Here is a 12,204-nt window from a genome sequence, read left to right on the forward strand (position 1 = left end):
ACGACGCACCCTCACACCAGAACACGGCACCGCGCAGCCCCCTCCTCTGCGCGGTACCGCCCGCGCAGCTTTGCTCACGCGAATTGCCTTGGTCTGAACTTACGTGACGCATGAGACTGGGTGCGACCCGACGGGATAACAATGTGAAAACTCCGCATGTCAGATCGGAGAAGAACGAGCGGCCCGCCACCCCCTGGGCAAATCACCCCATTTGCACTATGTGTGACGCGAAATGCGAGCGGAGAGGGGACATCCGTTGGCCTCATTCCGGCCTAGCGTCGTCCCATGACCGTAAGGACCACTTGGGAAGAGGTCAGCGCACGGCGGCTCCAGCGGCAGTTCCTGTCCCGGCCGGCCCCGGCCGGGACACCGCTCGCCGAGGTGGTCGCCGCGATGCTGGGCGCGCATGCGCAGGTGCTGTCCGCAGCCGAACTGTCGGTGGGGATCCGGGCCGCCGGGACCACCCGGACGCACGTGCGCACCGCGCTGTGGGACGACCGCTCGCTGGTGAAGACACACGGCCCGCGCGGGACCGTCCACCTGCTCGCCGCCCACGAGCTGCCCCTGTGGTGCTCCGCGCTGACCGCGGTCCCGCCCGGCGCGAGCCCCTTCCCGCCCGGCGTCCGGGTCACCGAGGAACAGGCCGAGCAGATCGTCGCGGCGATCGGCGACGCGCTCGACGGGGTGTGCCTGACCGCGGACGAGCTCGGCGAGGAGGTCCTCGCCCGCACCGGTGCCTGGGCCGGCGACCTGGTGATGCCCGCGTTCCAAGGGATGTGGCCGCGCTGGCGGCTGGTGATGCACCGGGCCGGCCAGTCGGGCGCGCTGTGCTTCGGACCGAACCGGGGCCGCAAGGTGACGTACACCCGCCCGCCGCACTTCGACCCGCTGCCGCCGGACGAGGCACTGCACACATTCGTACGCCGCTATCTGCACGCCTACGGACCGGCGACGCCGGAACACTTCGCCAAGTGGCTGGCGGCGCCCGCGGGTTGGGCCGCGAGGCTGTTCGCGGAGCTCGGGAAGGCGGGCGAAATCGAGGAGGTCGGCCTCGCGGGCCGACCTGCGGCCTGGGTGGCGGCCGGCGACACCGACTTCCCGGACGCTTCCTTCCGAGGTGTGCGGCTGCTGCCCTACTTCGACGCGTACGCGATCGCCGCGCAGCCGCGCGACCTGCTGTTTCCCGGCGACGCCTGGCAACGGGCCCTGTCCGGCGGACAGGCCGGCAACTACCCCGTGCTGCTGGTCGACGGGGTGGTGGCCGGGGTCTGGCACCAACGCCGCCAGGGACGCCGTACGACCGTCACGGTCGAGCCACTGGGGCGCCTGACGGCGCGGCAGGAACGGGAGCTGGGCGAACAGGTCGAGAGGGCGGGCGAAGTGCTGGAGGCAAGGCCGGAGTTGGTGATCGGAAAGGTCACTGCCGGACCGCACGCTTGAGACTCACCGGACCGGCTTGCGCGCCTCGAAGAGGTGACGGGAGCTGTGCGCGACGAAGGGCCCCTGCGACTCGATGAGTTCATGGAGGGAACGGAGCGGGCTGTCGTACGCCTCCACGGTGAACCCGGGAACCATCCAGATCACCTTGCGCAGGAAGTGCACCACCGCGCCGATGTCGTGGAACTCCATCCGCAGCCGCTCGGCACGCAGATCGACGATCTCGAGCCCTGCGGCCTCGGCATCGGCCCGCTCACGCTCGGGATGACGGGCGTTGCGGTGCTCCTCCGGCTGCGGGCCGAGGAAGTACTCGACGAGCTCGTAGACACTGCTCGGCCCCACATGCTGGGCGACGTACGTGCCACCGGGGCCCAGCACCCGTGCGATCTCTGTCCAGTGGGGGCGTACGGGGTGCCGGCTGACGACGAGATCGAAGGCGCCGTCCGCGAACGGCAGCAGCGCGTCCTCCGGCACCGCGACGACCGCGACGCCGCGGGGGCGCAGCAGCGCGGTGGCCTTGGCGACGTTGGGCGGCCAGCCCTCGGTCGCGACGACCACCTGCGGCGCCTTCCGGGCGGCACCGAGCGCGAAGTCCAGGACCTCGCCACCGCCGGTCTGCACATCCAGCACGGCGGCCGCGCGGCCGATCCGCGCGGCCATCAATTGCGCATACCCCCACGAGGGCCGCGCCTCGCTGGCCCGCCCCTCGAACCAGGAGAAGTCCCATCCCTCGGTGGGCACGGAGACGCCTTCGGCGACGAGGTCTTCGAAGCGGCGGTGGTCGTGGGGATGAGGCATGGGGTGATCGTGGCAGGGGGTTTGGGGGTGCGCCGCTGATTTTTTTTGGGGGGTGTGGGCGGAGGCCGCAGGCTGGGGGGATGGCGCGCCGGGGGGTCGCAAGCCTGGGCCTGCGGAGCGGGGGTGTCTGCGGGCGGGGTGTCTGCGGTGCAGGAGGCCAGTGCGGGCGGGTGTCGTCCCCGACGAGGGTTCGCGGGCCCTGGGCCACTAGTACAGGGCCGCAGGCCGGGGGCCGGGGCAGCAGACGAGCGGGTCCGCAGGCCCAGGGCTCCGCAGGACCAGCGGTCAAAGTTGGGGCCGGAGAAGGTCGTACGCGACCGCGGCGGGCGAGGCGCCGAGGAGGCCGTCGGCGGCGGGCGACGGCGGACGGCGTGGGTGGTGGACTCGTCCGTCTCGTCGGGGTGTGCAGCACCGCCCCACAGGTTGACGAGCAGCTCGCTGAAGGCGGCGAGCGGCCCGGCCATGCCGGGGACGCCGGGGACGCCTTCGATGCCGCGCCACGGGGCGTCGGACGCGGCGTACACAACATGGCAGACGTGGGGGTGGATGAGAGCGCTGCTTCCTGGCTCCGGTTGTGGCCGGTGGCGACGACGCGTCGACCCGGCATCGACGAGAACCGCCCCGACGGGCCGACTCCCGGCCCGAAACGCCTCCCAGGCCAGTTCGAAGGGGAGGCGCCAGGGATCGGGGAGGACGGACGACACGCGTACGCGACCTCCTCGCCCGGTCATGTCACGGCACCAGGGACCGGACTTCCTCAGCCGTGAAGCGTACGAAACCTTCCGGGTCCGGTTCGTCGCCGGTGGGCTGGAGGATCACGGTGTCGGCACCGGCGTCCGCCAGCCGCTGGACGGCGTTGGCTACGGCGCGAGCGTCACCGGCGACGCCCAGGTCGGGAACCTGGTCCCGGCCCTCTGCGACCAACTCGGCACGCAGCCGGGTGGCGGCGTCGGGCCCGGTGGCGGCGAGGAGATAGACGACCACCGTGTGAGGATCACCGGACCGCCCGCCCGACGCCCGCCCCTCGTCAATGAGTTGACGTGCTCGTCGTACACCCTCCGGCGAAGTGGAGGCGGTGAGCACGGTCCCGTCCGCGACCTCACCGGCCAGCTGAAGCGAGCGCGGCCCGGTGGCACCGGCCAGGACCTCGACGGGGCCCTGGGGCGGCCAGTCGAGGGCGACGTCGTCAAGCTTCACGTACCGCCCGCTGGTAGTGACCCGTTCCCCGCGCAACAGAGCACGCAACGCGAGAAGATGTTCCCGCAGCAGAGTGACCGGCGACTCCGCCCGCGCCCCCACCTGCCCCATCCAGTCCTGCACCCCATGCCCGACCCCAAGAACGGCACGCCCGGGAAACATCCGGTACAGCGAGGCCGCCTCCATCGCGGCCAGGGCCACGTTCCGCAAGGGCACGGGCAACAGCCCCACACCAACCCGCACCCGCTCGGTCCAGGCGAGCGCGGCAGCGGCGGTGGAGATCCCACCTTCCCCGAAGCAGTCCTCCCACAACCAGAGCTCTTCGAGCCCGCTCTCATCAGCAAGCCGAGCGATGGCACGCAGCCGCTCGGGGGCGAGCTGGGGGCGGAACACTGCACCGAGTCCAGTCATGGGGCTTCCTATCGGGCGGGGCTGAAGTGGGCAACGTCTCTACGGGGCGGTTTGGGGTGGAGTGCGCGTCACGCTGCGACAGCCTCACCGTCCAGGTGACGGTGGCGTCGCTCAACACTTTGCGCCATGCCTTCAAGGAACTGCTGGATTTCTTCGGCAACTTCATGAAGTGCAGGAGCTCATCGTCATCAACGGCCAGCCGGTTCACCACGCGACTGTCCCCCGTTCCCGGTGTTGCCACGAGTAAGCGGCGGTAGCCGTTCCACTGGTGGGGCAACGGCCGGATGCCCGCCCCCGGCCACGGGAGCGGGCAGATCACGACGGATCCTCACAACCGCTCAGCGGTTGACGGCCTGAATCTCCTGTACGACGACGTCCTGCGTGGCGCCGAAGTTGCCGTCGGGAAGGTCGCCGCCCGCGCCGCCGGTGCCGGTCCAGTGGATTTTCCAGGTGACAGTGGCCTTGAGCGGATATGAGCCGTCGCCCGAGGAACGCAGGTACTTCACACCGCACGGCGGGGTCTCGTCGGCCTTGCCCTTGGCGTAAGGCTCCCCAATGCGGCCGTTGTTGATTTCGCAGACCCCAGAGGCCGGATACGTCTCGGCATCCGCGGTACCCGGCTCGATCTTCAGAGAGACCGGTTCCGCCGTCGCGGTCGCCGTGATGCCGATCTCAGGAACGGACGCCGTTACGGAGACCGGCTTGAACTCGGCACCGTCGAGCCAGGCCCAGGTCGGGAGGTTGACCTTGGTCGTTTCCGCGGGGGCCAGGGTCACCTCGGTGCCCGGGACGCGGATCTCGGCGTACGCGAGTTCGGCGAGGACCTCCGGGGTGACGGCGTTGTCGATGTCGGCGGGAGGGGGATCGCCCGCATCCACCCAGAAGTAGTCCTCGTCGCAAGAGTCCCAGCCTGGGGGGTAGCTCTTGTTTTCGTACGAGCCCCACCAGTAGCCCTTGCCGGTCTTGTCCTTGTTGAAGTCCTTCTTGTGGTCCTTCTCGTTGACGTACTTCTTCCTCTGCTGGGCATCCCACTCGTAGCCCGTCGAGCCAGCCTCCCAGATCGGTTCCAGGTAATTCTGCAACTGCTCCGGGGTGTACTTCGGGGCATACCAGCAGGGAGGCGGCGTCCACGATGTGCTCGACGTCAGCCCGCCGGCGGAGTCCCCGCTGCCGTTCTTCGAACGGTCGAATACGACGCCGACGGTCACGGAGACGCTGCGGTCGTCTCCGGTGTCGGCCGTTTGTTGGGGCTGGCCGTTGTTGCCATGCTTGTCGCGCTCAGCGAAGGCCGCATGAGAAGCAAAGACGGAGACACATGTGAGCGCCAGGACCGTCACGGTCCTCGCCGAGTTTCTCAAGGCTGACACGCCTTGTCCCCCCTGTCCGAGACGATGTCGGTGGTCTGCCAGACTCCCTCGGCGTTCTTGGTGAGTTTAGTGTGGTACAACACGTAGCTGTTCGCCGTCGCCGGCGACCTGTCGACCTTCTTGGTCTTCTTGTTCTTGATGTAGGACTTGCTCTCGTCGGAGCAGTAGGTGACGTACGCCTGATTGTTCCCAGAAAGTGTCACCTTGCGATCGAAGTATCGGGTCACCCCGACCCAGGTGTCGTTGTCGTCGATATACCCCCGCACATATGTGATCGACGAGCTCAAAGCCTTGGCGGTGTTGTAGAAGCCAAGCGCCTTTGTGCCTGTGCTGGCCTTGAAGATTGCTTCATCCACGGAGTTGACGCTCATGGCGCTGTCCGCGAGAACGGCATCCTTCGTCGCGTCACCCGTCTTCTGGTCCTCGAAGACATTCGAGGCGTCCGACGGAAAGGTGATCTTGGGGCGACCGGCGGAGTCCGATGCGCTCTGGGTCGGGGTCGCCGGCGGCTTGCTCCCCGTGTCGGCTCCCTCGATCTTGTCGGTGTTCTTGTCCTTGGAGCTGTCATCGCTCCCGCACGCGGACAGCGAAAGGGCCGCTGCGGCGGTCAGCGCGATCGCTGCGAGGAGGGTGGGGCGGCGGTTCACGTTCGGCTCCCGGTGAGGCGAGGATTCTCTTCAGCGAACCAACGCTATCCACCGGCACGGAGTGACACCAGTGAGGGCTTGTCGACTGACGGTGTGTATGGACCCAAATAGCCCGTACAGGGCCGGGGTTGACCAGTAACGGTTGAGTAACTCACCCTTCGCTGACTGGGGAGAACTTTGAACAGACCGTTCCACTTATGAACAAGCAAAGAAGCAGGTGACCCAGTGGGCCCGGCCAGCCGATCTCATGCTTAGCCACATCAGAAGTGTCCGGGCGTGCCCGCGACCACACGGCCGGGGCGGAACATAGCCGGTGCGCGGCGAGTTGCTCGCCAAGGGCGAGGGGCGTTAGCCAACTGCCAGGACACGAGCCCTGGACGGCGTCGCCTACGTCGGGGCGTCTCATCGGCCTTGGAACGTTGCGCTTGCCGACGTGGTGCTGGCAGCCGACCCACCTGTTGCATTGTGGCCCCGATGAGCGCTGCGAGAATTGCGAAGCAGCCCAACGCACCACGTACAAGATGCCCGCTACCCTCGGTCTCACCTCGCGAGGAATGGGAGAGCCATGTCCACTGATTCAGGATCGGGTGGGCCCGGGACTGGTACCACTGGTCGCACAACTACGGGGAAGATTGCATTCGGTGTCGGAGTGACCTTCGTCCTGGTAGCCATGGTATTGGGCGGATTCGCAGGCGTCGCCCTCACCGAGAGGTTGGCAGATGCTTCGTTCCTCTCGGCAGTGATCCCTGAAGACGGGCGCGGCTCCCTCGTGATCGGAGGCATCGGCCTCGGCGCGCTGACGGGGATTCTTCTGCCATTGATCCTGCTCGGCCTATTCCGCGGGACCTCAAAGACGACACGACTTCGCCCGCCAGAAGCCTGGCTCAAGCTACTGGGCCTTCTTGTCTTCGACGTCTATCTTCTGGTCGTCGCTGTGGTCGTTTCCCAGCTTGGGTGGGCTCTCCCCGAGGGACTTACCCGTCTCATCAGTGTCTTCGCCATCGGTTTCAGTTGGATCCCTTTGGCGGTCATTCCCTGGGAAAAATTCTGGTTGACCAGCAACATCGGGAAGCAATTCACCCGTCGCAGCAAGACACATGGATCACACGAGCCTGATTGACGCCGCGAGCTCGTCGGCCATTCTTCCCAGTTCCTCACCCAGTCCCAGCGACGCCCAGAGCAGTCGGCACTCCAAGGCCGTGGCGTACGCCTGTGGAAGGACGTAATGAGCCACTCCCTCCACAATGCTGCCGTGATCGAGATCGGGATCTGTTGGCTCCAGGCGATGCACGCGCAGCGCCGGCCCCAGAGGGAGCTCGACCTCCACGATTCCGGGGCTGCCGAAGTACGGCCCTGCGGCACGCTCCCCCTCTGCATGCAAAGCGTCCAGATTCAGAGATTCATTAGGAATCCTCAGTTCTCGCACCGTATAGCTCGCAATCACCGAGTTGTTCGGCGGAGCGAGCAAGGCAGCGCACAAGGCCCGCTGACGTACCGCGCCAACCCAGTACCACAACACGTCCTGGGCGAAGGCCTGATGCCAATCCGCCGCAACATCCGGGCCGAGGTGCGCTTCAGCGACGGAGAGGGCCCAGGACTCGGGCTCATCGGTATCGAGGTCGAGAGTCAGCCAACTCTCCGGCGAGGGTAAATCGATCCGGCATTCGCGCCAGTCAGGAGCTGACGTCTCTGAGGAAGGCAGCACGGCAGCTCACGTCCCGGCAAGCGAGGCGTCGGCGCCCGTGACATCGATCTCCGGCTCACTCCCGAACAACTTGAAGAAGCTGTAACTGTCGGATCCGGCTCCGGTACCGGTGGCTCCGAGAGCCCAGGAGTTGTATTGGAATGCCTGCTTGAAGGCATCGGACGTCCCGATGAAGTTGAGGTCCCCCGCGTCGATGCTCTTCATCCGTCCCAGCTCGTCGGTCATGCCCGGCCCGACGTACATGCTGGCCAGACCACGTACCCCACCGGTGTTCCAAGCGTCGCGGGCGGCGGACAGATTGTCCCCCACTTTGAACAAGTCGCTCCAATTGTCCCGGATGGTGCTCAAGTCATCCGCGAACGAGCGTGGAAGACCCTTGAACGCAGCACCGAGACTGACGTCAGGCCGCGCCGCGTGCGCAACCGCGCCAGCCCTCGCACCGACCATCTCCACGACGAGAGCACGCCTCGCGGCCGCGCTCATGGTCGGATTCCACGCTCGAACGTACTGAGTCGCAGCAGTCCAGACCCTGCTTCGCCCAACAGTTGCAGCGAGTTTGGCGCCCGCGGAGAAGACCCTTCCTATGCCGAAGGTCGCGAGGCCCAGAACATCCATGGCAACGTCCTTCCAACTGCCGTCACCATTGATGAGGAGGAGCGTATGGCAGATGAGTGACACCACGGTCATCACCAGGGCGATGGTTCCCAGAACACCGGCGATCGCCTGCCCGATGACCGGGATCCAACCGACCAAGAGCGCCATCACTCCGCAAACTGCGGAAATGGCTCCTGCTAGGTTGCTGATGAGCTCCAGGGTGTCACGCAGATCGTCGAGCCAGCTATCGTTGAGGCCGTCACTTTCGACGATGCTCTCAATACTCTTGGCGGCTGTGTCGCCGGCCGATTTGTGGCGTTCCTTCAACCCTGCAAGCTTCCCCTGCAGCCCGTCCAGACCCTCTTGAAGCTGCGTGACCTTGCCGTCGAGCTTGTCCTGCGCATCGCGATCCGTGCCCTTGGAAGGGTTGTCAGCCCGAGACTTGGCCGTTGCCAGTTCTCCCGCCTTCGCTTCGGCCCGACCGAGCAGACCATCAGCTTCATCCTGGATGGTCTCAAGGTCGGTGTAGTACTTCTTGAGCGCCTCGCCAGCTACCTCGTACCGATCGTGAGCCTTGCTCACTGTTTTCGCGGTCTCGCTGGCTTTCCCGGCGAATTCACGCCCAGCATCGGAATCCCAGCTCTCTTGGTTTCCGACGCGTCGCAGTGCATCTGCTGTGTCTTTGATGGTCTTGGCCGTAGCGGTGAACCGGCGTGCCAACGCGTTGAGGTCATGGACGTCGCCCGGCGTCGGGTCGGCATCCTCCCCCAGCACCTCCCAGCGGTGATCGGCGGGACGGCTCACCTCTTCTTGTCCTTACCGATGAGGGCCTGATATAGAGCAGTGTCGAGTTGGACATAGGCCTTGGCTGCCTCCTTGGCGATCGTGCCCAGGCCCTCAATCTCTTTGATCATCTTGTTGCGGTTGTCGTCCCAGTCATCGGAGAAATCCTGTAGCCGTTCATACAACCCTTTGTGCCCAACAGTGCGCCGGTCATAGGAGTCCAGGAGTTTGTCGAGCCCCTCGAACTCCGTAGCCACGGTCCGCAGCCCGACCCCCACTGTATGCAAGTCGTCGGTAGAGACCCTCAGTCGTTCGCCCATTCACGCTCCCCCGTCAGGTTCTTCGTTCCGTGTCCGCCAACAGAGGGTGCCTGCAATGGCGTCAAAGAGCTCCACCATCGCGTCGGCGATGGGTTCCATCGGCGTGCTGAAGGTCAGCATCAGAGACTCGTCTCGATCTGGGACCGGTGTGAAGTACTCAACGATGGTGTCCTGGAACTCCGAGCCCAACTTCTCAGTCTCCCGGCTTCGTTCGCTGCGTCGGCGACGAGCCGCCCTGCTTCCGGCGGGCAGAGCAACCGGTGCCACCTCGCCCTTGCCCGCGAGTGCAGCGACTGCATCAAGGCTGTCAAAGGGCTGCCGGATACGAGAGATGAGCAACGATGCAGAGAGCGGGATACCGGCCGCTGCAAGGAACGACAGATAGAGAACGACTCCACCCTGCGCTGCGCCGGCCTCCGCAGCCCCCAACAGTTGTTCCTCAGCCCGTCGACGGAGGACCGGCTGATCATCGACGCCTGCGAACTGTCGTCGTATGAGCGCCGTGACCGATGCCTCGCGTCGCTCCTCGGGCTGAAGCGGAATGCGATACCAGTCCTCTGGCGTGATCAGCCCGAAGGAATGATCACGGTCAGCGGACTGGTCCGGCGTTGTGGGCTGCTGCATTCTCGGGTCTCCCGCGTGCAGGGCACGTTTGCGCCGTCAGCGGTTGACGGCCTGGATCTCCTGTACGACTACGTTCTGGTCCGCGCCGAACGTGCCGTCGGGCAGGTCTCGTTGGCCGGTGACGCCGGTGCCGGTCCAGTGGATCTTCCATGTGAGCGTGGCCCTCAGGCGGTACGAACCGTCGCCCGAGGAGCGCAGGTACTTCACGCCGCAGGGCGGGGTTTCCTCGGCCTTGCCCTTGGCGTACGAAGCGCCGATCGAACCGTCAGCGTTGATCCGGCACACACCCGAGGCGGGGTAGGTGACCGCGTCGTCCGTACCGGGGTCGATCTTCAGTGACACCGGTTCGGCGGTGGTCGTCGCGGTGACGCCGAGGAGGGGCACGCTCGCCGTCACCGACACCGGCTTGAACTTCGCCCCGTCCAGCCATGCCCAGGTCGGCAGGTTCACCTTTGTGGTGCCCTCCGGGGCCAGCTCCACCTTCGTGGACGGGACGCGGATCTCGGCGTAGGCCAGCTGGGCGAGAACCTCCGGAGTGATCGCCTCAGGGATGTCCGCCGGCGGGTCCTCGCCCGTGTCCACCCAGAAGATGTCCTCGGTGCAGTCGAGCGCGCCGGGGTCACCCTCGCGGCCGGGCGTGACGTACGAGTCCCACCAGTAGCCCTTGCCGGTCTTCGCCTTGTTGAAGTCCTTGGCGACGCCGCCGTTCACGTACTTGTTGCGCTGCTGGAGATCCCACTCAGACCCCGTCGAACCTACCTCCCAGATCGACTCCAGATACTTCTGCAGCTGTTCCGGGGTGTACTTCGGGGCGTAATAGCAGGCAGGCGGCGTCCAGGTGGAGCTGGACGTGACCGGGCCCGAAGAGCCACCAGAGCCGTTCTTGGAGTTGTCGAACACGACAGTTCCCGCAGTCGCGGAGAGGGTGCCGTCCTGGGTGGCGTCCCCGGACGCAGGTGGATCGCTGGGCTTCTGGCTTCCTCCGCCGAAGTCGTCATCGGGCGGGGAGCTGCCAAGCATCGCCAACGTCACGACCAAGCCAACGACGGCTCCGCGCTTCGTCACGGCTGGCATTTACTGCTTCCCCTCTCCGAGATCATGTCCTGCGTCGCCCAAACCCCGTCCGAATTCTTCTTCAGCGCCGTGTTGTAGAGGATGTAGCTGTCCTTGGTCACCGGGGTCTTGTCGATCTTTCCGGTTTCCACGTTCCTGTTGAATGCTTTGCCCTGGTCCTCGCAGTACCTGAGCGATGCCCGCCCGTTCCCTCGAAGGGTCACCAACTCACTGTAGAAGCGATATGTACCGGTGGTACGAGCTTTGTGGTCGACAAACCTCTGCACATAGTTCTGCGTCGCAGCGGCCAACTCGCCCTCCGAATAGAAGCGGTATGCCGGGTCGAGCGCGTCCTGGTTGGCGATGGCCTGGTCCGTGGCTTTGATGAACTGTTCGCCGTCGTGGAGGACCGCGTCCTTCTCCGCGTCACCGGTCTTCTTCCACTCGAAGACGTGGTGGAGATCGGAGGGAAGCTTGATCTTGGGGCGCGTGGCGCCAGGCCCTGATGCGGATGCGCTAGGAGAAGCCGAGGTCTCGCTCCCCGTGTCGGCTCCCTCGATCTTGTCGGTGTTCTTGTCCTTGGAGCTGTCATCGCTCCCGCACGCGGACAGCGAAAGGGCCGCTGCGGCGGTCAGCGCGATCGCTGCGAGGAGGGTGGGGCGGCGGTTCACGTTCGGCTCCCGGTGAGGCGAGGATTCTCTTCAGCGAACCAACGCTATCCACCGGCACGGGGTCACACCAGGGTTAATCTTGTCGACCGGAGGGGTGCATGGGGCCAAATCGGGTCTCCAGCAGATTAGTTGAGCCGTAACGGTTGCGTAACTCGCCGGTCGGCCCGCAGCGTGCCGTGCTGAGCAGGGCGTTCCACTTATGAACAAGCAAAGGAGACGGCGCTGGTGATGAGCCGACGCTGGCGTGACGGTCGGGGGACGTTGGTCGTGCACGGGGAGCGCGTGGGCGTCGTCTCCGTTCCGCTGGAGATCGCTGCGTCGTATCGGGCGCGTACCAAGGGGCTCTTGGGGCGGGATTCCGTCGAAGGCGCCATCCTGCTCTCTCCCGCTTCCGGCGTGCACACCTTTCGTATGCGCATCCCTATCGACGTCGCCTACCTCGATCGCCGTCTCACGGTCATCGCCGTGCGGACCATGAAGCCGGGCCGGCTGGGTCTGCCCCGGTTCCGTTCCCGGCATGTGCTGGAGGCCGAAGCGGGCGTGATGGCCGGGTGGGGGGTGCGGGCAGGGGTGCGTGTGGAGGTGGTGGTTGGGTAG

General features: G+C 65.9%; 13 protein-coding genes. 3 read left to right on the plus strand and 10 right to left on the minus strand.

From position 1 onward, the window contains the following. Positions 1-285: 285 nt before the first annotated feature. Positions 286-1,440: a winged helix DNA-binding domain-containing protein gene (locus F7R91_RS11615; protein WP_150947311.1), complete on the plus strand. Its 1,155-nt coding sequence runs from the start codon at positions 286-288 to the stop codon at positions 1,438-1,440. A 3-nt stretch (positions 1,441-1,443) separates the two neighbouring features. Here F7R91_RS11615 and F7R91_RS11620 read toward each other — a convergent pair whose 3' ends face one another. From F7R91_RS11620 to F7R91_RS11640, 4 genes are all read right to left on the minus strand, one after another. Then, positions 1,444-2,235 carry a class I SAM-dependent methyltransferase gene (locus F7R91_RS11620; RefSeq protein WP_150947313.1) on the minus strand — a complete coding sequence of 264 codons (792 nt, stop codon included), beginning with the start codon at positions 2,233-2,235 and terminating at the stop codon, positions 1,444-1,446. Between the two features lie 732 nt (positions 2,236-2,967). Next, positions 2,968-3,843: an LLM class flavin-dependent oxidoreductase gene (locus F7R91_RS11625; protein WP_150947315.1), complete on the minus strand. Its 876-nt coding sequence runs from the start codon at positions 3,841-3,843 to the stop codon at positions 2,968-2,970. 338 nt (positions 3,844-4,181) lie between these two features. Beyond that, positions 4,182-5,210, minus strand: a complete 1,029-nt coding sequence (locus F7R91_RS11635) for a hypothetical protein (protein WP_191971447.1) — start codon at positions 5,208-5,210, stop codon at positions 4,182-4,184. After that, positions 5,198-5,857, minus strand: coding sequence for a hypothetical protein (locus tag F7R91_RS11640; protein WP_150947319.1), 660 nt, complete (start codon positions 5,855-5,857; stop codon positions 5,198-5,200). The genes F7R91_RS11635 and F7R91_RS11640 overlap by 13 nt, the downstream gene beginning before the upstream one ends. Before the next feature lie 649 nt (positions 5,858-6,506). On the opposite strand from F7R91_RS11640, the gene F7R91_RS11645 reads away from it, so the two are divergent. Continuing rightward, positions 6,507-6,977 (plus strand): hypothetical protein, encoded by a 471-nt coding sequence (locus F7R91_RS11645; RefSeq protein WP_191971448.1) that lies wholly within the window; start codon positions 6,507-6,509, stop codon positions 6,975-6,977. Here F7R91_RS11645 and F7R91_RS11650 read toward each other — a convergent pair. From F7R91_RS11650 to F7R91_RS11675, 6 genes are read right to left on the minus strand one after another with little or no spacing between them, the layout of a single operon-like run. Then, entirely contained in the window at positions 6,960-7,562 is a 603-nt protein-coding gene (locus tag F7R91_RS11650; RefSeq protein WP_150947322.1) for a hypothetical protein, read from the minus strand. The genes F7R91_RS11645 and F7R91_RS11650 overlap by 18 nt on opposite strands. Before the next feature lie 6 nt (positions 7,563-7,568). Next, positions 7,569-8,960, minus strand: coding sequence for a hypothetical protein (locus F7R91_RS11655; RefSeq protein ID WP_150947324.1), 1,392 nt, complete (start codon positions 8,958-8,960; stop codon positions 7,569-7,571). Next, entirely contained in the window at positions 8,957-9,259 is a 303-nt protein-coding gene (locus F7R91_RS11660) for a hypothetical protein (RefSeq protein WP_150947326.1), read from the minus strand. The genes F7R91_RS11655 and F7R91_RS11660 overlap by 4 nt, the downstream gene beginning before the upstream one ends. Next, the gene (locus tag F7R91_RS11665; RefSeq protein ID WP_150947328.1) at positions 9,260-9,883 is read right to left on the minus strand and encodes a hypothetical protein; all 624 of its coding nucleotides are present in this window, start codon (positions 9,881-9,883) and stop codon (positions 9,260-9,262) included. A 36-nt stretch (positions 9,884-9,919) separates the two neighbouring features. After that, positions 9,920-10,957 carry a hypothetical protein gene (locus F7R91_RS11670; protein ID WP_150947330.1) on the minus strand — a complete coding sequence of 346 codons (1,038 nt, stop codon included), beginning with the start codon at positions 10,955-10,957 and terminating at the stop codon, positions 9,920-9,922. Continuing rightward, positions 10,945-11,607 carry a hypothetical protein gene (locus tag F7R91_RS11675; protein WP_150947332.1) on the minus strand — a complete coding sequence of 221 codons (663 nt, stop codon included), beginning with the start codon at positions 11,605-11,607 and terminating at the stop codon, positions 10,945-10,947. Before F7R91_RS11675 ends, F7R91_RS11670 begins: the two co-directional genes overlap by 13 nt. A gap of 228 nt (positions 11,608-11,835) precedes the next feature. On the opposite strand from F7R91_RS11675, the gene F7R91_RS11680 reads away from it, so the two are divergent. Then, a complete protein-coding gene (locus tag F7R91_RS11680; RefSeq protein ID WP_150947334.1) occupies positions 11,836-12,204 on the plus strand; it encodes a DUF192 domain-containing protein in 369 nt (122 codons plus the stop codon).

The sequence above is a fragment of the Streptomyces luteolifulvus genome (assembly GCF_008806595.1).
Lineage (GTDB): Bacteria > Actinomycetota > Actinomycetes > Streptomycetales > Streptomycetaceae > Streptomyces > Streptomyces luteolifulvus.